Annotated in this window: 16 protein-coding genes and 1 tRNA gene; 6 read left to right on the top strand and 11 right to left on the bottom strand. The window is 70.9% G+C overall.

Annotated elements, in window-relative coordinates; genetic code table 11:
- Nucleotides 1–13: 13 nt before the first annotated feature.
- The 7 genes from ACBR40_RS21210 to ACBR40_RS21180 form a co-directional block, all read right to left on the bottom strand.
- The gene (locus ACBR40_RS21210) at nt 14–778 is read right to left on the bottom strand and encodes a 3'(2'),5'-bisphosphate nucleotidase CysQ (RefSeq protein ID WP_344210960.1); all 765 of its coding nucleotides are present in this window, start codon (nt 776–778) and stop codon (nt 14–16) included.
- Entirely contained in the window at nt 778–2214 is a 1437-nt protein-coding gene (locus ACBR40_RS21205) for a sugar transferase (RefSeq protein WP_371249860.1), read from the bottom strand. Before ACBR40_RS21205 ends, ACBR40_RS21210 begins: the two co-directional genes overlap by 1 nt.
- Nucleotides 2215–2331: 117 nt before the next feature.
- Nucleotides 2332–2916 carry an aminoacyl-tRNA hydrolase gene (gene pth, locus ACBR40_RS21200; RefSeq protein ID WP_344210964.1) on the bottom strand — a complete coding sequence of 195 codons (585 nt, stop codon included), beginning with the start codon at nt 2914–2916 and terminating at the stop codon, nt 2332–2334.
- Between the two features lie 66 nt (nt 2917–2982).
- A complete protein-coding gene (locus ACBR40_RS21195) occupies nt 2983–3615 on the bottom strand; it encodes a 50S ribosomal protein L25/general stress protein Ctc (RefSeq protein WP_344210966.1) in 633 nt (210 codons plus the stop codon).
- A 100-nt stretch (nt 3616–3715) separates the two neighbouring features.
- Nucleotides 3716–4693, bottom strand: a complete 978-nt coding sequence (locus tag ACBR40_RS21190; protein ID WP_329589748.1) for a ribose-phosphate diphosphokinase — start codon at nt 4691–4693, stop codon at nt 3716–3718.
- Nucleotides 4690–6141, bottom strand: a complete 1452-nt coding sequence (gene glmU, locus ACBR40_RS21185) for a bifunctional UDP-N-acetylglucosamine diphosphorylase/glucosamine-1-phosphate N-acetyltransferase GlmU (protein ID WP_371249859.1) — start codon at nt 6139–6141, stop codon at nt 4690–4692. Before glmU ends, ACBR40_RS21190 begins: the two co-directional genes overlap by 4 nt.
- Before the next feature lie 135 nt (nt 6142–6276).
- Nucleotides 6277–6348 (bottom strand) — tRNA-Gln (locus ACBR40_RS21180).
- A 267-nt stretch (nt 6349–6615) separates the two neighbouring features.
- Here ACBR40_RS21180 and ACBR40_RS21175 point away from each other — a divergent pair.
- The 4 genes from ACBR40_RS21175 to ACBR40_RS21160 all read left to right on the top strand — a co-directional run bounded on the left by ACBR40_RS21175 (nt 6616) and on the right by ACBR40_RS21160 (nt 11534).
- Nucleotides 6616–7551, top strand: a complete 936-nt coding sequence (locus ACBR40_RS21175; RefSeq protein WP_344210970.1) for an acyl-CoA desaturase — start codon at nt 6616–6618, stop codon at nt 7549–7551.
- A gap of 79 nt (nt 7552–7630) precedes the next feature.
- Nucleotides 7631–8506 (top strand): TetR family transcriptional regulator, encoded by an 876-nt coding sequence (locus tag ACBR40_RS21170; RefSeq protein WP_371249905.1) that lies wholly within the window; start codon nt 7631–7633, stop codon nt 8504–8506.
- A gap of 120 nt (nt 8507–8626) precedes the next feature.
- Nucleotides 8627–10690, top strand: coding sequence for an RNA degradosome polyphosphate kinase (locus ACBR40_RS21165; RefSeq protein WP_344210974.1), 2064 nt, complete (start codon nt 8627–8629; stop codon nt 10688–10690).
- Nucleotides 10677–11534: an NUDIX domain-containing protein gene (locus ACBR40_RS21160; RefSeq protein ID WP_371249858.1), complete on the top strand. Its 858-nt coding sequence runs from the start codon at nt 10677–10679 to the stop codon at nt 11532–11534. Before ACBR40_RS21165 ends, ACBR40_RS21160 begins: the two co-directional genes overlap by 14 nt.
- On the opposite strand, the gene ACBR40_RS21155 is transcribed toward ACBR40_RS21160, so the two are convergent.
- The 3 genes from ACBR40_RS21155 to ACBR40_RS21145 are packed head-to-tail and all read right to left on the bottom strand — an operon-like array spanning nt 11509 to nt 14155.
- Nucleotides 11509–12990: a CHAD domain-containing protein gene (locus ACBR40_RS21155; RefSeq protein ID WP_371249857.1), complete on the bottom strand. Its 1482-nt coding sequence runs from the start codon at nt 12988–12990 to the stop codon at nt 11509–11511. The genes ACBR40_RS21160 and ACBR40_RS21155 overlap by 26 nt on opposite strands.
- Before the next feature lie 50 nt (nt 12991–13040).
- Nucleotides 13041–13388 (bottom strand): glyoxalase, encoded by a 348-nt coding sequence (locus tag ACBR40_RS21150; RefSeq protein WP_371249856.1) that lies wholly within the window; start codon nt 13386–13388, stop codon nt 13041–13043.
- Nucleotides 13385–14155: a trans-aconitate 2-methyltransferase gene (locus ACBR40_RS21145; RefSeq protein ID WP_344210982.1), complete on the bottom strand. Its 771-nt coding sequence runs from the start codon at nt 14153–14155 to the stop codon at nt 13385–13387. The genes ACBR40_RS21150 and ACBR40_RS21145 overlap by 4 nt, the downstream gene beginning before the upstream one ends.
- 57 nt (nt 14156–14212) lie before the next feature.
- Here ACBR40_RS21145 and ACBR40_RS21140 point away from each other — a divergent pair, with 57 nt between their 5' ends.
- Nucleotides 14213–14719 (top strand): MarR family transcriptional regulator, encoded by a 507-nt coding sequence (locus ACBR40_RS21140; RefSeq protein WP_329589730.1) that lies wholly within the window; start codon nt 14213–14215, stop codon nt 14717–14719.
- A gap of 309 nt (nt 14720–15028) precedes the next feature.
- On the opposite strand, the gene ACBR40_RS21135 is transcribed toward ACBR40_RS21140, so the two are convergent.
- Nucleotides 15029–16837: an ABC-F family ATP-binding cassette domain-containing protein gene (locus ACBR40_RS21135; RefSeq protein WP_344210985.1), complete on the bottom strand. Its 1809-nt coding sequence runs from the start codon at nt 16835–16837 to the stop codon at nt 15029–15031.
- 154 nt (nt 16838–16991) lie between these two features.
- Here ACBR40_RS21135 and ACBR40_RS21130 point away from each other — a divergent pair, with 154 nt between their 5' ends.
- On the top strand, nt 16992–19229 hold the full coding sequence (locus tag ACBR40_RS21130; RefSeq protein WP_371249855.1) for an Orn/Lys/Arg decarboxylase N-terminal domain-containing protein: 2238 nt from the start codon (nt 16992–16994) through the stop codon (nt 19227–19229).
- Nucleotides 19230–19942: the final 713 nt, after the last annotated feature.

Below are 19942 nucleotides of genomic sequence, written 5' to 3'. Positions count from 1 at the left end.
TTCCTCCGGCGGTTTAGCGGTGCAGGTCCCGAATCCCGGCGAGCAGGGATGCCGCCAGCTCCGGTAGGGAAACCAGAATATCTGGTAGTGAGGGGTCGGCTTGGTTGTAGGCCAGCTCGGCGCCGTCCACGCGGCTCGTGTGGGCCCCGGCGGCCTGCGCCACGGCGACCGGCGCGGCGGAGTCCCATTCGTACTGGCCGCCGGCGTGCACGTACGCCTCCACCTCGCCGGTCAGCACGGCGGAGATCTTGGCCCCGGCCGAGCCGATCGGCACCAGGTCGGCGCCGACGAGGTAGGCGAGCTTCTGGACGAACTCCGGCGGGCGGGTGCGGCTGACCGCGATGCGGAAGCGCCCGCCGCCGGACGACGGCAGCTTGGGCGGCTCTGCGGTGGTGAGCGTACGGCCCTGCGCGGGCAGCGCCACGGCGCCCGCGGTGAGCCGGCCGCGCTCCCAGAGCGCCACGTGCACGGCCCAGTCGGCGCGCCCCTCCTCGGAGAACTCGCGGGTGCCGTCGAGCGGGTCGACGATCCACACCCGCTCGGCGGACAGGCGGCGCGGGTCGAGCCGCTCCTCGCGGGTGGCCTCTTCCGACAGGACGCTGTCGCTCGGCCGCAGCCGGGCCAGCGCCTCCATGAGGAAGACGTGGGAGCTCCGGTCGCCCTCGGCCTTCAGCGCGGCCGCGTCGTCGAAGCCCATGCGCCGGCGAACCTGCAGCAGTCTCTCGCCTGCTTCGTTCGCCAGGTCGGCGGCGACGGCGTGGTCGTCGCGAATCGTCATCAATATGCTCCTTGCCCGCGGGCGACGGCCGACCAGGTTTTCCACAGGATCTGCAGGTCCAGGGTGAGGGACCAGTTCTCCACGTAACGCAGGTCCAGCCGGACCGATTCCTCCCACGATAGGTCAGATCTACCACTTACCTGCCACAGCCCCGTCAGGCCGGGCCTGACGAGTAGCCGCCGTCGTACGTCGTCACCATAACGCGCCACCTCCTCGGGCAGCGGAGGGCGCGGCCCGACGAGCGACATGTGGCCGAGCACGACGTTGATGAGCTGCGGCAGCTCGTCGAGCGAGTGGCGGCGCATGCGGACGCCGAACGGCGTCACCCGCGGATCGTTGCGGACCTTGAACAGCAGTCCCTCGCGGTCGCTCACCAGCGTGATCTTCTGCTGCTCGGCCCCCCGCCGCATGGTGCGGAACTTCAGGATCGTGAACAGCCGCCCGCCGCGGCCCACCCGGGTCTGCCGGAACAGCGCGGGACCCGGGCTGGTGGCCCGGACCGCGATCGCGAGACCGGCCATCAGCGGGGCCAGCAGCACCAGCAGGGCCGCGGCCACCACGCGGTCGAAGACGTTCTTGAGCAGTTGCCGCAACCCCGCCAGCTCGGGATGCTCGACGTGCAGCAGGGGCAGGCCGGCGGCCGGGCGGATCGTGGTGCGCGGCCCGGCGACGTCCATGAGCGCGGGGGCGACGACCAGCTCGGTGCGGGTGCGCTCCAGCCGCCAGGCCAGCCTGCGCAGCGCCTCGCCGTCCATCTCGGGGCAGGCCAGCACGGCCACGGTGTCGGCGTCGAACTGGTCGACCGCGATCGGCACGTCGCTGAGGTCGCCGGCCACCGGCACCTCGGCCACCTGCTCGCCCGGCACGCCCTCGGGCAGGCAGGCGGCCACCACGTGGAGGCCGTGGTAGGACTCGGCGCGGAACAGCGCGACCAGCTCGGCGACGGACGCGGCGTGCCCGACGGCGACCACCTTGCGCATGCAGCCGCCGCTCGCGCGGGACCGGTGCAGGCCGCGGCGCAGGGCGTACCTGAAGACGAGGGAGAACAGGGTGACCAGGGGCAGCGCGAGCACCACGTAACCGCGGGCGACGTCGGTCTTGGTCGCGTAGGAGCCGATGGCGGTGCCGGCGGTGAGGGTGAGGCCGGACTGCAGGACGCGGCGGAACTCCTCGGAGCCGACGCCGACCATGCGCGGCTCGTACGCCCGGTGCAGCGCAACCGCGAGCGTCCAGACGACCGGCAGCGCGAGGCTCACCAGCACGTACGGCAACACATAGGGCGTGAACCCGCCGAACCGCACCCCGAACGCCACCCCGGCCCCGATGCCCGCGCCGCACAGATCGGCGACCACGGCCTTGATCCGATAGGCGTGCACCCAGGTCGGCTCGCGCGGGCCGCCCCGCCGCGAGACGACGTGAGCGGAGCCGACGGTCATGAGGCTCTCATCATGGCCGCGCAACGCACTGTCCTCCGGGTGACCATTCTGCAACGGACAGTCACAGATGGTAGCGGTGCGGAGGACGCCGGACCGGCGAACGACCCTATGCGGGGATCAGCGAGGAGGGCCGGAAATGTGCAGATCAGCCCGATGGAACTCGTTCTGGGTGGCCTCCAGGCCGTGGGTCATGAGCGACTCCACGACGTCGGCCGCCCGGTCCACCAGGAAGGGCAGGTCCTTGCGCTCGGCGGTGGCGAAGTCCTTCAGCACGAAGGCGGCGGGGTCCATGCGGCCGGGCGGGCGCCCGATGCCGAAGCGCACCCGCAGGTAGTCGCGGGTGCCGAGCACCTTCGTGATCGACTTCAGGCCGTTGTGGCCGTTGTCGCCACCGCCCAGCTTGGCGCGCAGCGCGCCGTAGGGGACGTCCAGCTCGTCGTGGACGACGATCAGCCGCTCGGGGCCGATCTTGTAGAAGTCGGACAGCGCCTTGACCGGCCCGCCGGACAGGTTCATGTACGTCAGCGGCTTGGCCAGGATGGCGGCGCGGGTCTCGCACACCTCGGACCGGCTCTTGTGCGCCTTGAACCGCGCGCCCGCCCGGGCGGCCAGCTCGTCGAGCACCATGAAGCCGGCGTTGTGCCGGTTGCCCGCGTATTCGGGCCCCGGGTTGCCCAGGCCGGCGATCAGCCAGCGGTCCATTTGCACCCCTTCGCGCGCGGAAACGGGGCGGCTCGAAGGAAGCCGCCCCGTTCACGACGGAAACCGTTACTCGGCGGCGGTGGCCTCGGCGCTCTCGCCCTCGGCGGCGGCCTCGGCCGTCTCGCCCTCGGCAGCCTCGCCCTCGGCCTCCTCGGCGGCCTCGGTCGGCTTGGCGATGACCTGGACGACGACCGTCTCGGCGTCGGTGGCGAGGGAGGAGCCCTCCGGCAGCTTGAGCTCGCCGGCGGTGACGGAGGCGCCGACCTCCAGGCCCTCGACGTCGACCTCGACGCCGGTCGGGATGTTGGTGGCCTCGGCCTCGACCGGGACGGCGGTGAGCTGCAGGTCGAGCAGGCCCTCGCTGTTGACGTCGCCGACGGTGGTGACCGGGATCTCGACGGTCACCTTCTCGCCGCGCTTGACCAGCAGCAGGTCGACGTGCTCGACGAAGCCCTTGATCGGGTCACGCTGGACGCCCTTGGGCAGCGCGAGCTCGTCGACGCCGTCGCCCTTGAGCCGGATGAGCACGTTGGGCGTGCGGAGCGCGAGCAGGACCTCGTGGCCCGGCAGGGTGAGGTGCTTGGGCTCGATGCCGTGCCCGTAGAGAACGGCGGGCACCTTGTCGGAGCGGCGGATCTTGCGGGCAGCGCCCTTGCCGAACGTGGTGCGGGGCTCTGCGGCGATACGTACTTCGGACACGACATCTCCTAGGGATGCGGTGGGGAATCGGTCGTCGGCGCTCTCCCTCACCCGCCCTAGCGGAAGGCGTTACGAGCGCAACCGGTTCAGTTTATAGGGCTCAGGTGTCACCCTCGAACAGGCTCGTGACCGAGCCGTCCTTGAAGACCTCCGTGATGGCCCTCGCGATCAGCGGGGCGATGGACAGCACCGTCAGCTTGTCGAACCTGGCGGCCTGCGACAACGGCAGCGTGTTGGTGACGATGACCTCGCTGATGCGGGAGTTCTTCAGCCGGTCGACGGCGGGGTCGGAGAAGACCGCGTGGGTGGCCGCGACGATCACGTTGGTGGCGCCCTGCTCGTAGAGCGCGTCGGCGGCCTTGCAGATGGTGCCCGCGGTGTCGATCATGTCGTCGATGAGCACGCAGGTGCGCCCGCGTACGCGGCCGACGACCTCGCTGACCTTGACCTGGTTGGCCACGTCGAGGTCGCGGCGCTTGTGGATGAACGCGAGCGGCGTGCCGAGCGTGTCGGCCCAGCGCTCCGACAGCCGCACCCGGCCGGTGTCGGGCGAGACGATGGTGGTGTTGTCGAGGTCGAGCTTGTTCTTGAGGTAGTTCTCCAGGACCGGCATGGCGAACAGGTGGTCCACCGGGCCGTCGAAGAAGCCCTGGATCTGCGAGGTGTGCAGGTCGATCGACATGAGCCGGTCGGCGCCCGCGGTCTTGAACATGTCGGCGATGAGACGGGCGGTGATCGGCTCGCGACCGCGGCCCTTCTTGTCCTGGCGGGCGTAGCCGTAGAAGGGCATGACCACGGTGATGCGCTTGGCGGAGGCGCGCTTGAGCGCGTCCACCATGATCAGCTGCTCCATGATCCACTGGTTGATCGGGACGGTGTGGCTCTGGATCACGAAGGCGTCGCAGCCGCGCACCGACTCCAGGTAGCGGGCGTAGATCTCGCCGTTGGCGAAGTCGATGAGTTTGGTGGGGGTGAGGGAGACGCCCACGTGCCGGGCGATCTCCTCGGCCAGCTCCGGGTGTGCCCGGCCGGAGAAGAGCATGAGGTTCTTCTCGCCGGGCGATTTGATGCTGGTCACTGCTGATTCTCCTGCTGCTCTCGCTCCGCCAGCGCACGCTCGGCGGCCGCGGCCGACTTGGTGCCCGCGCGCCTGCGCAAGACCCATTTCTCGATGTTGCGCTGACGCGCTCGCGCCACCCCGATGGCACCGGGGGGAACGTCGTCGATGATCACCGAGCCCGCCGCGGTGTAGGCGCCGTCGCCGACGGTCACCGGGGCGACGAGCATGGTGTCGCAGCCGACGAAGGCGCCGTCGCGCACGGTGGTGTGGCTCTTGTTGACCCCGTCGTAGTTGACGAAGACGGTGGACGCGCCGATGTTGGCGTCGTCGCCGATCGTGGCGTCGCCGGCATAGGTGAGGTGCGGCACCTTGGAACGTTCGCCGACGGTGGCGTTCTTCATCTCGACGAAGGTGCCGGCCTTGGCCTTGTGCTTGAGCACGGTGCCGGGCCGCAGATAGGCGTAGGGGCCGACGCTGGCCTCGGGGCCGATGTCGGCGTGGTCGCAGACGGCGTTGCGGACGACCGCCCGCTCGCCGACGCGGGTGCCGGTGAGCGTGGTGGCGGGGCCGACCTCGGCGCCGGCCTCGATGACGGTCTCGCCGTGGAGCTGGGTGCCGGGGTGGATGACGGCGTCGGGCGCGATCCGCACGCCGACGTCGATCCAGGTGCTGTCGGGGTCGATGATGGTGACCCCGGCGCGCATGTGGTCCTCGAGCAGGCGCCGGTTGAGCACCTTGCGGGCGGCGGAGAGCTGCACCCGGTCGTTGACGCCCTCGACCTCGACGTGGTCGCCGGCGGCGCAGGCGCCGACCCGGTGGCCGTCGCCGCGCAGGATGGCGAGGACGTCGGTGAGGTATTCCTCGCCCTGGGCGTTGTCGGTGGACACGCGCTTGACGGCGTCGGCGAGCAGCTCGCCGTCGAAGGCGTAGATGCCGGAGTTCATTTCCCTGATCGCCCGCTGCTCGGGCGTGGCGTCCTTCTCCTCGACGATCTCCAGGACCGCCCCGGACCCGTCGCGGATGATCCGGCCGTAGCCGGTCGGGTCGGGCACCTCGGCGGTGAGCACGGTGACCGCGTTGCCGTCGGCGGCGTGCCGTTCGAGCAGCGCGGCGAGGGTCTGGGTGCGCAGGAGGGGCACGTCGCCGTAGGTGACGAGGACCGTGCCGGGGATGGTGCCCAGCTCCTCCAGCACGGTGCGTACGGCGTGGCCGGTGCCCCGCTGCTCACGCTGGACGACGGCGCGGGCGTCGGGGCTGTGGGCCGCCAGATGGCCGCCGACCTGCTCCAGCGCGTGGCCGATGACGACGACGAGCCGCTCGGGATCGAGCTCGCGGGCGGCGGAGAGCATGTGGTCGACCAACGCGCGGCCGCACAGCTCGTGCAGGACTTTCGGGGTCTGGCTCTTCATCCGGGTGCCCTCGCCGGCGGCGAGGACGATCACGGCTGCCGGGCGCGGCACACTCACGGACTGAGGCTCCCTGTGACTGGACGATCAGGGCCATTGGTACGGCTCCTCTATGACTACCGCACCGCTACCCTCCCGACACCGTGAGGATACCTGCCCGACCCCCGGACAATCGCGCCGGGTCTGGCCTCAAAGCTCCCGGAAGAGGACTCGAACCCCTACAAAGTGGACCAAAACCACTTGTCCTGCCGATTAGACGATCCGGGACAGATCGGACACGTGGCGTCCGACACATCCATACGATACCGAGCCCTGGCCCGGTCCCGCGCCGGGATTGACCATCCGCGCAGGTGCCAGGGTCGCTTCTTATAACAGAACGCGCCAACCGCCACAAGCGATGATTCCCACCCACCTTACGGGGAAGAGCGTCACATCTCCGCAATCCGCGGCACAGGACTTCCTAACCTACGATGGCGTAGGTTACGGTTGCGTAGCCCGGACAATCATCCTCATACGTGCTGTTGGAGGTCGCCCATGACCGTTCTCGCCGAACGTTCCCCCGCACCCAAGCCGGACTTCGAACCCGAGCCGAAATCCCGCGCCGAACTCGTCACCTTCGGCCTGGTCGTCGGGCTCCCCCTCGTCGCGGTCGCCGCGGCCGTTCCGTTCGCCTGGGGATGGGGTCTCGGCTGGACGGACATCGCCATCGCCTTCGTCTTCTACGTCGTCTCCGGCCTCGGCGTCACCGTGGGCCTGCACCGCTACTTCACGCACGGCTCGTTCAAGGCCAAGCGGCCGCTGAAGATCGCCCTCGGCATCGCCGGCAGCCTGTCGCTGGAGATGTCCGTGCTCGACTGGGTGGCCACCCACCGCAAGCACCACAAGTTCTCCGACAAGGAGGGCGACCCGCACTCGCCGTGGCGCTTCGGCCCCGGCTTCAAGAACATGGCCAAGGGACTGCTCTACGCCCACATGGGCTGGCTGTTCGAGAGCGAGCGCACCAACCGCGAGAAGTACGCCCCGGACCTGTGCAAGGACCCGGACGTGATGAAGCTGCACAAGTGGTTCGGCCCGATCGCCCTCACCTCGATCCTGCTGCCCGCGGTGCTGGGCGGCCTCTTCACCTGGTCCTGGCAGGGCGCGGTGACCGCGTTCTTCTGGGGCTCCCTGATCCGCATCGGCCTGCTGCACCACGTGACCTGGTCCATCAACTCCATCTGCCACGTCTTCGGCGAGGAGGACTTCCAGACGCGCGACAAGTCCCGCAACGTGTGGTGGCTGGCCATCCCGTCCTTCGGCGAGTCCTGGCACAACCTGCACCACTCCGACCCGACCTGCGCCCGCCACGGCGCGCTCAAGGGCCAGATCGACCTGAGCGCCGGCCTGATCCGGATCTTCGAGCGGTTCGGCTGGGTCCACGACGTGCGCTGGCCGACCCCCGAGCGCCTGGCGGCGAAGCGGGTTGCCTGACGAGAAAGATCCGATGAGCGGCCACGGGAGCGTGGCCGTCATTATGGAACCTGTGACCGAACCCCGATCTCGCAGGCGCATGTCCGGTAGCGAGCGACGAGAGCAGCTGATCCGCATCAGCCGCACGCTCTTCGCCGAGAAGGGGTTCGACGGGACCTCTATCGAGGAGATCGCGGCCACCGCGCAGGTGTCCAAGCCCGTCGTGTACGAGCACTTCGGCGGCAAGGAAGGCGTCTACGCGGTGGTCGTCGACCGTGAGATGCAGAAGCTGCTCACGATGATCACCGAGGCGCTGGCCGCCTCCCACTCCCTGATCAAGGTGGAACGGGCCGCGCTCGCGCTGCTCCAGTACATCGAGGAGAGCAGCGAGGGCTTCCGCATCCTGGTCCGCGACTCGCACGCCGCCTCGGGCACCGGCACCTTCGCGAGCCTGATCAGCGAGATCGCGAGCCAGGTCGAGGACGTGCTCGCCGACGAGTTCGCGGCGAGGGGCTACGACCCCAAGTCCGCGCCCATGTACGCCCAGATGCTGGTCGGCATGGTCGCGCTGACCGGGCAGTGGTGGCTGGACGTGCGCAAGCCGGGCCGCGAGGAGGTCGCGGCCCACCTGGTCAACCTGGCATGGAACGGTCTGAGGGGCCTCAACCCCCACCCGGCCATCAGCGCCGTCACCCAGGCCCGCGCCGCCGCCGCCCCGCCCAAGCCCCGCCCGAGCAGCGAGAAAGAGCTGCGCGAGCTGGAGAAGGCCCGCGAGCGGGAGCTGAAGGAGGCCGAGAAGGTCCGCCAGCGCGAGCTGAAAGAGGCCGAGAAGGCCCGGGTCCGCGAGTTGAAGGAGCGCGAGCGGCTGCTCAAGGAGGCGGAGAAGGCGCGCGAGCGCGAGGAGAAGATCCGCCAGCGGGAGGCCAAGCTCGCCGAGCGGGCCGCGCGCCTCGAACAGGTGGATCAGTCCGAGTGACGGGTTGAACATGACGGCGGCCCTGCGTGACCATAGAAGGAAGAGGGGCGCTGATCAGCGAGAACGAGCGTTGCGGTGCCGTTAACGTGATGTTCAACCAAACGGGGCAATATACGCCATATGTCCGCAGAACCGGTGTCTCCTGCCAACGATCTGCCGCTGCCGCAGGAGCGCTTCCTCAACCGGGAGGAGAGCTGGCTCCAGTTCAATGAGCGCGTGCTCGAACTGGCCGAGGACTCCACTCTCCCCCTGCTGGAGCGGGTGCGCTTCCTCGCCATCTTCGCCAGCAACCTGGACGAGTTCTTCCGGGTCCGGATCGCCGGGCTCAAACGGCGCATGGCCACCGGACTGCTGCTGCGGACCAAGAGCGGGCTCAAACCACGCGACGAGCTGGTCCGCCTCGCCGGCGTCGCCGACGCGCTGGCCCGGCGGCACGCGGCCGTCTTCCACGACAAGATCTGCCCGCAGCTCGCCGGCGAGGGCATCGAGATCGTCCGCTGGGACGACCTCGACCGCGAGGAGCGCACCGAGCTGCGCAAGCTGTTCAGGGAACGCATCCGGCCGGTGCTGACGCCGCTGGCGGTGGACCCGGCGCACCCGTTCCCGTACATCTCGGGCCTCAGCCTCAACCTGGCCGTCCTGGTCCGCAACCCGGCCACCGACCACACGGTCTTCGCCCGGGTCAAGGTGCCCTCGCAGCTCCCCCGGTTCATCCTGGCGTCGAAGGACCGTTTCGTCCCGCTGGAAGACGTCATCGCGGCCCACCTGGGCCAGCTCTTCAAGGGCATGGAGATCCTCCAGCACCACGTCTTCCGCGTCACCAGGAACGAGGACCTCGACGTCGACGAGGACGTCACCGAGAACCTCATGCAGGCCCTGGAGAAGGAGCTGCTCAAGCGGCGCTTCGGCCCGCCGGTGCGGCTGGAGGTCGAGGAGACGATCACGCCGGAGGTGCTCGCGCCGCTCGTGGAGGAGCTGGAGCTGGCTCCGCACGAGATCTACCGGCTGCCGGGGCCGCTCGACCTGTCGGGCCTGCACGCCATCGCCGACCTGGAGCGCGGCGAGCTCAGCTACCGCCCGTTCGTGCCGGCCGAGGCCATCAGCGCCGAGGACGACATCTTCACCACGCTGCGCGAGCGCGACGTGCTGCTGCACCACCCGTACGACTCCTTCGCCACGAGCGTCCAGCGCTTCATCGAGGTGGCCGCCGCCGACCCGCGCGTCCTGGCGATCAAGCAGACCCTCTACCGCACCAGCGGCGAGTCCCCCATCGTCGACGCGCTCATCGACGCGGCCGAGGCGGGCAAGCAGGTCGTCGTGGTCGTGGAGATCAAGGCCAGGTTCGACGAGCACGCCAACATCTCCTGGGCGCGCAAGCTGGAGCGGGCCGGCTGCCACGTCGTCTACGGCGTGGTCGGCCTGAAGACCCACTGCAAGCTGGCCCTCGTCGTCCGCCAGGAGCCCTCGGGCGAGCTGCGCCGCTACTGCCACATCGGCACCGGCAACTACAACCCCAAGACCGCCCGCCAGTACGAGGACTTCGGCCTGCTCACCGCGGACCCGCTGGTCGGCGAGGACGTCACCGACCTGTTCATCCACCTGACCGGCTACTCCAACCACTCCGCCTACCGCCGCCTGCTCGTCGCCCCCCACTCGATGCGCAGCGGCCTGGTGGCCAGGATCGAGCGGGAGATCGCCCACCAGCAGGCCGGGCGGCCCGCCCGCGTCCGGATCAAGACCAACTCGCTGGTCGACGAGCCGATCATCGACGCCCTCTACCGGGCCTCGCGGGCCGGCGTGCCGGTCGACCTGTGGGTACGCGGCATCTGCGCACTCCGCCCGGGAATCCCCGGCCTGTCGGAGAACATCCGCGTCCGGTCGGTCCTGGGGCGGTTCCTGGAGCACTCCCGCGTCTACGAGTTCGGCCTCGGGCGGCGGCCGGAGATCTGGATCGGCAGCGCCGACCTCATGCGCCGCAACCTCGACCGCCGCGTCGAGGCCCTGGTCAAGGTGACCTCGCAGCAGCACAAGGCGTACCTCGTCGAGCTGATGGACCTCGCCATGGCCGAGACGACGAGCACGTGGTGGCTGGGCTCCGACGGCTCCTGGACCCGCCATCCCGGCGAGGACCTCCAGACCCATCTCATCAGCACCCGGCGATGGAGGACCGTTGACGACGACTGACCTGCTCCGGGCCGCCGGAGCCGTGGTCTGGCGGGGGCCGGCGAGCCGTCCCGAGGTGGCCGTCATCCACCGCCCCGCCTACGACGACTGGACCCTCCCCAAGGGCAAGCTCGAACCCGGCGAGCACGTCGTCGCCGCCGCGCTGCGCGAGGTGCGCGAGGAGACCGGCCTCACGGTCGCGCTCGGCCGCACCCTGCCGCCCGTCCACTACCTCGTACGCGGCCGGCTCAAGCGGGTCGACTACTGGGTCGCGCGGGTGGTCGCCGACGACGGCTTCACGCCCGGCGAGGAGGTCGACGAGCTGCGCTGGCTGCCGCCGGAGCGGGCCGCGGCGCTGCTGACGTTCGGGTGGGACGCCGGGCTGGTGCGCCGTCTGGCCGGCGCGCCGCTGGAGACCGTGCCGCTCGTGCTCGTCCGGCACGCCACGGCCGGCTCCCGCGCCGAGTGGGACGGCGACGACGAGCGCCGCCCGCTCGACGCCGGCGGGCGGGCCCAGGCCGCCGTCCTGGCCACCGCGCTGCCCGCCTACCGGCCCGAGCTGCTGATGAGCTCGCCGAGCGCGCGCTGCGTGCAGACGCTTGAGCCGTACGGCGGCGAGATCCTGCTGGACCCGCTGCTCAGCGAGGAGGGCCAGGACCCGCGCAAGACGCCCGTCCTGGTCCGCGAGATCACCGTCCCCGCGGTCGTGTGCAGCCACGGCAAGGTGCTGCCCGGGCTGCTCCACGCCCTCACCGGCAAGGAGATCAACCTGCGCAAGGGCGCGTTCGCCGTGCTGCACCGGGCGGGCGACCAGGTCGTCGGCGTCGAGCGCCACCGGGTCACAGCAGCTTCGCCACCGCCTTGACCGTCTCCGCCCACACCCCGGGGAAGTCGGCGTGCGCCCGCGCGGCGAGGTCGCGCTCGATCCCGACGAGCAGCCCGTAGGTGAAGGTGTCCTCGCCCGCCCGCCTGGCGCGCTCCGCCTCCTCGGTCAGCGTCTCCTGCGCGACCACGCCGTCCTGGTGCGCCCCCAGCACCTCCTGGATGTCCTCGGCCCGCTCGGCGAGCTTGGCCATGCCCTTGCCGAGGGTGGGCCGGAGCGCTTCGGCGGTGTAACGGGCGCGTTTGGCCGCCTTGCGCACGTCGTGCATGGCGATCTCGCGGCGCTCCGGGTCCTCGACGGCCTGGGCCCTGTCGTACGCCTTGGTCACCCGGCTCCAGTTGTCCGCCGCGATGACGGCGAGCCGCTCCTTCGCGGGCTTGGGCGCGGCCTTGCCGAGACTCGGGCCGGCGAGCAGCGCGTCGAGGGCGTTCAGCAGCGCGTAGTAGCGCTCGCCGCTGAGGGCGTCCTTGATCCGCTCGTACGCGTCCCGCTCGCGGGCGAGCAGGTCGGCGCCGAGGCGCTCCCGGACGGGGCCGACGATCAGCCCGGACGGCAGGCCGGCCAGCCGCTCGCCGAACCTGGCCCTCATGACCTCCAGGTCGCGGGCCTCGCCGAGCACGGTGCCCAGCCATCGCAGCTCGTCCTGGACCTGCTCGGTGCCGGTCACCACGGTCTTGAACGCCTTCAGCGCGCTGCGCAGCCGCCGGGAGGCCACGCGCATCTGGTGGACGGCGTCATCCTCGGCGCGGCGTACGCGGGGGTCCTGGGAGAGGAGGGCGTTCACCTGACCGGCGAGGTAGGCGAGCACGACCTCGCCCGCCGAGCCGGGCTCGCAGCCGGCCAGGGGCGGCGGGGCCGGCTGGAGCACTTTCGCGAGCTTGCTGGCGGCCCCGGACGGCTCGGCGCCGGCCTTCCTCAGCCGCTTGCCGACCTTGGCCAGCAGCGCCCGCCGGCTCTCGTCGATCAGCTCGGCCTCGACCTCGCGCCAGCGTACGACCCGGCCGCCCTCGCGGCGGTCGGTGGCCTTGACGCGGTCGTCGGCGACCTCCAGCAGCCTGGTCCCACCGTCGTGCAGGACGGTGACGCTCCTGCGGGTGTCCAGCTCGGCGACCACCTCCAGTTCGGCGCCGCGGGTGTAGGCGCGGACCAGCTCGGCCAGCTCCGGGGGGACCGTCCTGGTGCTCCGGGTGAGCGGCACGGCGATCTCCTGCCGGACGCCCTTGGCCTTGGGCAGCTTGAGATGCCAACCGGCGTCGTCGCCGCCCCTTCGCCGCCGGAGCGTCACGCCTCTGGCGGCCAGTCGCAGGTCGGGTGTGTCGTAGTAGAGCGCGACGAGCTGGTAGCTCTTCGGCCCGGTGACGCCGGTGGCGAGGTCGCCCAGGTCGGGAAGCGCGTAGTCGTACGGAACGTCGAACTTGTCCTCGATCTCGATGCCCACTACACCTCACAAAGTCCGATTTCGGACGATTCTGCCACCCCAAGGTGAACTCACCGGGGTTGCAGCAGCTCGATCCTGTTCCCGACCGGATCGGTGACGTAGACCCGGCGGTGGCCGGGCAGGAGGTCGTCGGGCACGGCCCCGGGGATCGCGGCGGCCAGGGCATCCACGTCGTCCACCAGGAAGGCGGGATGCGCCTTGCGTGCCGGCCGGAAGTCCCGCTCGACGCCCAGGTGCACCTCCACGCCCTCGTCCCTGAACCAGACACCGCCACGGGCGGCCAGCTCCGGCGGCTTGGGCACCTCGCGCAGGCCGAGCACCCCCGCGTAGAACTCCCTGAGCAGCGGCTCGCTGCCGGCCGGCGCGGCCAGCTGGACGTGGTGCAGCCCGATGATCATTTCTGCGCCACCACGAAGACGCGGCGGAACGGGAACGGCGTGCCGTACCTCCTCGCCGGATAGGCCTGCGCCAGCAGCTCGCCGAGGTCGGCCTTGAAGCGCCGCTGGTCGCCGTGGTCCAGCCGGTCGAGGATCGGGCGCAGGGCCGTGCCCGACACCCAGTCCAGCACGGGGTTCTCGCCCTTCAGCACGTGCACGTACGTCGTCTCCCAGGCGTCCACCTGCGTGCCGCCCTGGTTGAGCAGGTCGCAGTAGCCGAGGGCGTCGTCCACCTCGGCGAGCCGCTGGTAGCCGCCGAGCTTGTCCGACCAGGTGCGGGAGGCGCACAGCTCCCGGATGGCGACGTGGCTCGGTGCGTCGTGGTTGCCCGGCACCTGGAACGCCAGCCAGCCGCCCGCTGCCAGCGACTCCATCCAGTGTTCGAGCACCGAGCGGTGGTCGGGCACCCACTGGAGGAGGGCGTTCGAGACGATCACGTCCACGGGCCGGTCGGGCCGCCAGGTCTCGGCGTCGGCGACGGCGAAGTGCACGGACGTGCCGAGGCCGCGCGCCTTGGTGATCATGGCGGGCGAGGAGTCGAACCCTTCGACGGTCGCCCTCGGCCAGCGGGTGGCCAGGTCTGCGGTGAGTTCGCCGCTGCCGCAGCCGGCGTCCACGACATAATCGGGGTCGACCGCCCCCACCCTGGAGATGAGCTCGATGAACGGCCGGGAACGCTCGTCGGCGTACACCGCGTAGGTCACCGGGTCCCAGATATCTCTCGACATGAAGATAATTGATATCGAGAGAGATATCTCGATGTCAAGACAGTACACTTGTGTGTCATGACGGAGGAAGCTAGAGACGAGGTCGATCGCCTCGTCGCCGCTTGGCGGACGGAGCGCCCCGACCTCGACGTCGAGCCGCTCCAGGTGCTCTCCAGAGTGTCACGTCTCGCCAAGCATCTCGATCGGGCGCGGCGGGCGGCCTTCGCCGAGCACGACCTCGAACCGTGGGAGTTCGACGTGCTCACCGCACTGCGCAGGGCCGGCAAGCCGTACGAGCTGAGCCCCGGCACCCTGCTCCGGGCCACCCTGGTCACCTCTGGGACCATGACCAACCGCATCGACCGGCTCGCCCAGGCGGGTCTCGTACGACGCCGGCCCGACCCCGAGGACCGGCGCGGCGTCCTCGTGTCGCTGACGGACACGGGGCTCTCCCGGGTGGACGCGGCCTTCGCCGACCTGCTGCGGCGGGAGCACGAGCTGCTGTCGGGGCTGGGGGCGGCCGATCAGCGGACGCTCGCCTCGCTGCTGCGCACCCTGCTGGCCCCGTTCGACTCCCCCAGCTGACCCCGCCCACCCGGCACCTCGCTCGACCCGTGCTCACGTCGGGCGCGGCGGCACCGCTCGCGCCGGGCGGCCCCTCCCCGGGGGCCCGCTCACGCCGAGCGCCCTTCCCCGGGGGCCCGCTCACGCCGGGCGCCCCTCCCGAGAGCCCGCTGACGCCGGGCGCCCCTCACCGGGGAGCCCGCTCACCCCACGTCCCAGCCGCTCTTTACCCGGACCGCGCGCCCGACATCCCTCACAGAAACGTCCGTTGACCTGGGCAGACCCTTGGCACGACCGCGCCTTGGGGCGGGCGGACCAGGGTCGGTCGCGTCAGTCGCCGAGGCGGTCGGCGAGTTCGAGCCACTCCGACTCGATCGCGTCCTTCTGCGCCGTGATCTCCCGCAGCTCGCCGTCCAGAGCGCCGAGCCGGGCGTAGTCGCTGGCCGCCTCCGCCATGGCCGCGTGCAGCCGCTCCTCCTGCCCGGCCAGCTTGTCGAGCTGGCGTTCCAGGCGGTTGAGCTCCTTGCGCAGCTCGCGCTCCTCCTTGGCCGACAGCTCGCCGGTCGCCGTGGCGCTCTCCTGGGACGCCGAGGCGGTGACCGCCGCGCCGGCGCCGCCCGCCACCCTGGCGGTCAGCGCGGTGCCCGCGGCCCGCCGTTCGAGGTATTCGTCCACGCCGCCGGGCAGCAGCGACAGCCGCCCGTCGCCCAGCAGCGCCACGCACCGGTCGGTGACCCGCTCCAGGAAGTAGCGGTCGTGGCTCACCAGGACGAGCGTGCCGGGCCAGCCGTCGAGCAGGTCTTCCAGCTCGTTGAGCGTCTCGATGTCGAGGTCGTTGGTGGGCTCGTCGAGCAGCAGGACGTTGGGGTCGTCCATGAGCAGCCTGAGGAGCTGCAGCCGCCGCCGCTCGCCGCCGGACAGGTCGCCGATCACCTTCCACTGCGCGTCGCCCTTGAAGCCGAGGCGTTCGAGCAGCTGGGAGGCCGACCACTCCTTCTTTCCGAGCTGGAGGTACTTGCGCACCTCCTCGACCGACTCCAGCACCCGTCGCGTCGGGTCCAGCTCCGTGAGCTCCTGCGAAAGGTGCGCGAGGCGTACGGTGCGGCCCCGGACCACGCGGCCCGAGTCGGGCTTGACCGTGTCGGCGAGCAGGCGCAGCACCGACGACTTGCCGGAGCCGTTGACCCCGATCAGCCCGATGCGGTCGCCGGGCCCGAACTGCCAGGTGCACCGGTCGAGCACCAGCGGCCCGTTCTCCGGGCCGCCGGCGTGCAGGGTGACGTCCTCCAGGTCGTACACCGTCTTGCCGAGCCGGGCCGCGGCGAAGCGCATCAGCTCGACGGTCTCGCGCGCCGGGGGCTCGTTCGCGATGAGGGCCTGGGCGGCCTCGATGCGGAACTTCGGCTTGGACGTACGGGCGGGCGGGCCGCGCCGCAGCCAGGCGATCTCCTTGCGCATGAGGTTCTGGCGGCGTTCCTCGGCGGCCTGGGCGATGCGCGCCCGCTCGGCCTTGGCGAGGACGTAGGCGGCGTATCCGCCCTCGTAGCGCTCGACGCGCCCGTCCACGACCTCCCACGTGCGGGTGGAGACCGCGTCGAGGAACCACCGGTCGTGCGTCACCACGAGCAGGGCGCTCTTGCGGCCCGACAGGTGTGCGGCGAGCCAGGCGATGGCCTCGATGTCGAGGTGGTTGGTGGGCTCGTCCAGCATGATCAGGTCGTGGTCGTCGATGAGCAGCTTGGCCAGCGCGGTGCGCCGGCGCTCGCCGCCCGACAGGTCCGCGGCCCTGGAGCCGAGGTCGAGGTCGCCGATCAGGTTGGCGAGGATCTCGCGGATCGCCTGGTCGCCCGCCCACTCGTGCTCGGCCAGCCCGCCCAGCACGATCTCGCCGATGGTGGCGGCCGGGTCGAGCGCGTCGTGCTGCGACAGGAACCCGATCCGGAGGTTGCGGGTGTGCGTGACCCGTCCGCTGTCGGGCCGCACCTCCCCCGCGATCACCGACATCAGGGTCGTCTTGCCGCCTCCGTTGCGTCCGACGACGCCGATGCGCTCCCCGGCCTCGATGCCCAGGGAGACGTCACTGAGGAGCGGCTTGGGCCCGTAGGCGTGGGAGACCGACTCAAGATTGACCAGATTCATGACCTACTCAGGGTATCGGCTCCCCGCCCAGCACCTCGCCGTCTCCTCCCTCTCCCTTCATTACTCAAAGTTGCCTTACGACTGCTGACCGTTACCATGATGAGTGGCCGGTGTGACCCTCCCCGGCCGTTCCCCCCGACCACGGAGTGCCGCAATGGAGCGAACGGTTCTGGCCGCCGTCACCGAACGTCCCGACGCCGATTCGGCGCTCGCCGAGCAGATCCGCCGCGTCTGCGCCGCGATGGACGAGCTCGGGCTCCACGTGCGCTGGACCCACCGGGCCCACGACGCCCTGGCGGTGGTCGGCTCGGACGCGTCGCTCACGGCGGTGCTGGCGTCGTGGGACGCGCCGGGAGCCGAGGAGCTGCTGGGCGCGGTCGCCAAACGGTTCCGCGGGCTGCCCGTCTTCCTGATGACGCAGGAGCAGGAGCTCCCGCTGTGGGTCTACGAGGTCATCCAGGGCTACGTCTACCCGCTGGAGGACACCCCGCAGTTCATCGCCGGGCGCATCGCCCACGCCGCCGACCAGTACGCCGAGAAGATCCTCCCGCCCTTCTTCGGCGCCCTGCGCCGTCTGCAGGACCACCATCACTACTCCTGGCACACCCCGGCGCACGCGGGCGGCGTGGCGTTCCTCAAGTCGCCGGTGGGCCGGGCGTTCTTCGACTTCTACGGCGAGCGGCTGCTGCGCACCGACCTGTCCATCTCGGTCACGGAGCTGGGGTCGCCGCTCGACCACACCGGCCCCATCGGCGAGGCCGAGCGCAACGCCGCCCGCGTCTTCGGCGCCGACCGTACGTTCTTCGTGGTCAACGGCAACTCCACCGCCAACCGCATCGTCGGACACCACGCCATCGCCCGCGACGACACCGTCCTCGTCGACCGCAACTGCCACAAGTCGGTCCAGCACGCGCTGGCCATCAGCGGCGCCCGCCCGGTCTACCTGGTGCCCGAGCGCAACGGGCTCGGGCTGGCCGGGCCGATCCAGCCCGCCGCGCTGGAGGCCGCAGCGATCCAGGCCCGGGTGGCCGCCCATCCTCTCGCCGCCGGCGACCCGACCTACGCCGTGATCACCAACTCCACCTATGACGGGGTGTGCTACGACGCGGTGCGGGTCGGCGAGCTGCTGGGCGCCAGCGTGCCGCGCCTGCACTTCGACGAGGCGTGGTTCGCCTACGCCCGGTTCAACCCGCTCTACGCCGGCCGCTACGGCATGGCCGTCGACCAGCGCACACTGCCGGGGCCTGGCCGCCCCACCGTGTTCGCCACCCAGTCGACGCACAAACTGCTGGCGGCGCTGTCGCAGGCCGCGATGCTGCACGTCCGCCCCTCGGAGCGGGCGCCGGTCGACTACGACGCCTTCAACGAGACCTACCTCATGCACGCCTCCACGTCGCCGCTCTACCCGATGATCGCCTCCCTGGACGTCGCGGCGGCGATGATGGACGGCCCGTCGGGGCCGTTCCTCACCGGGGAGGCGATCGTCGAGGCCGTCCGGTTCCGGCAGGCGATGACGCGTCTGGCCGCCCGCATCCGCGAGGACGGCACCCGGCCCGGCTGGTTCTTCGGCGTGTGGCAGCCGCCCTCCGTCACCGATCCGCGCACCGGCAGGACCGTCCCGTTCGCCGACGCCGACCCGGCGCTGCTGTGCTCCGACCCCCGCTGCTGGACCCTGGAGGCGGGCGCCGGCTGGCACGGGTTCGACGGCATGTCCGAGGGCTACTGCCTGCTCGACCCGGTCAAGGTGACGATCACCTGTCCGGGCGCCGACGCCGCCACGGGCACGCTCGACTGGGGCATCCCGGCCCGCGTCGTGGCCGCCTACCTGCAGCGACGCGGCATCGTGGTGGAGAAGACCGGCGACCACACGTTGCTGGTGTTGTTCTCGATGGGCATCACCAAGGGCAAGTGGGGCACCCTGATCGACGCCCTCACCGACTTCAAGAACGCCTACGACGCCGACCTGCCCCTGGCGGAGGTGCTGCCCGGCTTCGGCCCGCCCGCGATCTCGCTGCAGAAGCTCTGCACCCTGGTCCACGAGAAGCTGCGCGACTCCGGGGTCGGCAACCTCCTCGACCAGGTCTTCACCTACCTGCCGGAGCCCGTGGTCACGCCCGCCGACTGCTATCAGGCCATGATCCGATCCCGCACCGAACGCGTCCCGCTGAGCCACCTGCCGGGCCGGGTCGCCGCGGCGACGGTGGTCGTCACGCCGCCCGGCATCCCCATGCTGATGCCCGGCGAGGCGACCGGCCCCGCCGACGGTCCGCTGATGACCTACCTACGCGTCCTGGAGGACTTCGACCGCGCCTTCCCCGACCTCGCCACCGACATCCACGGCGCCCACCGCGACACCGACGGCCGCTACTGGGTCGAGGTCCTCAAGAACTGACCACGCACTCCCGTCACAACCTCGTCCGTCTCGTCCGCGAGCCCCCGACCGTCCCTGTCGGGGGGCTGCGACGCCCGAACCCTCACCATCCTTACGCGCGGCGAAGCACGGCAGGAACGGCGAATGCCTGCGAGCCAGCAGCACGGCAAGCTCGCCGTCCGCGTTTGACTGCATGGGCAGTCGAAACCACGCCGCCAGGACGCCCGTGTCCATCGTCGCCTCAAGGCCGCGCCTCTATCTGTACGGGCTGCGTCTCCTCAGCTCCTCTACGAACTGCGCCTTCTCAGCTCAAGGAAGCCTGGGATCTCGCGCGGGAGGAGGCGGACAGCCGATAGCAGGGTCACGGTCGACCTGCGCACCGGCTCCCGACCCTGAGTGCGGGAGGAAGCGGACAGCCGATAGCAAGATCATGGGGCTACCCGCGCACCGGCCTGATCGCCGCTCCCGACCCCGACTACTGCAAGCCAGGACGACTTCCGGCACGGCGCTCAAGGCCGCTTCGCCTGACGCCGACCTGGCGCATCACGTACAACGCGACTTCCGGCGGAGTGGGTGGAGACAGCCGGGCCTGCTCGGCGGGAGAGGTAGAGGCAACCGTCGCCCCCCGCCCGAGGCGGCACGTGCGGAGGGCGACCAAGCCGATCAGCCGTGATAGCCAGACCGGACACACCGAGCTAGTAGCTGGCTGGCTGGCTATCTCCGGCAGGTGGGCA

The organism is Nonomuraea sp. AD125B (genome assembly GCF_041402765.1).
In the GTDB taxonomy this organism is placed as follows: domain Bacteria; phylum Actinomycetota; class Actinomycetes; order Streptosporangiales; family Streptosporangiaceae; genus Nonomuraea; species Nonomuraea bangladeshensis.
Note: the sequence above shows the minus strand (reverse complement) of the source record. Positions and strands in the feature narration are given on the sequence as shown.

Coding starts and splice junctions, on each gene's coding strand:
- ACBR40_RS21210 (WP_344210960.1), bottom strand. CDS start 778: ATGACGATTCGCGACGACCACGCCGTCGCCGCCGACCTGGCGAACGAA.
- ACBR40_RS21205 (WP_371249860.1), bottom strand. CDS start 2,214: ATGACCGTCGGCTCCGCTCACGTCGTCTCGCGGCGGGGCGGCCCGCGC.
- pth (WP_344210964.1), bottom strand. CDS start 2,916: ATGGACCGCTGGCTGATCGCCGGCCTGGGCAACCCGGGGCCCGAATAC.
- ACBR40_RS21175 (WP_344210970.1), top strand. CDS start 6,616: ATGACCGTTCTCGCCGAACGTTCCCCCGCACCCAAGCCGGACTTCGAA.
- ACBR40_RS21170 (WP_371249905.1), top strand. CDS start 7,631: ATGTCCGGTAGCGAGCGACGAGAGCAGCTGATCCGCATCAGCCGCACG.
- ACBR40_RS21165 (WP_344210974.1), top strand. CDS start 8,627: ATGTCCGCAGAACCGGTGTCTCCTGCCAACGATCTGCCGCTGCCGCAG.
- ACBR40_RS21150 (WP_371249856.1), bottom strand. CDS start 13,388: ATGATCATCGGGCTGCACCACGTCCAGCTGGCCGCGCCGGCCGGCAGC.
- ACBR40_RS21145 (WP_344210982.1), bottom strand. CDS start 14,155: ATGTCGAGAGATATCTGGGACCCGGTGACCTACGCGGTGTACGCCGAC.
- ACBR40_RS21140 (WP_329589730.1), top strand. CDS start 14,213: ATGACGGAGGAAGCTAGAGACGAGGTCGATCGCCTCGTCGCCGCTTGG.
- ACBR40_RS21135 (WP_344210985.1), bottom strand. CDS start 16,837: ATGAATCTGGTCAATCTTGAGTCGGTCTCCCACGCCTACGGGCCCAAG.
- ACBR40_RS21130 (WP_371249855.1), top strand. CDS start 16,992: ATGGAGCGAACGGTTCTGGCCGCCGTCACCGAACGTCCCGACGCCGAT.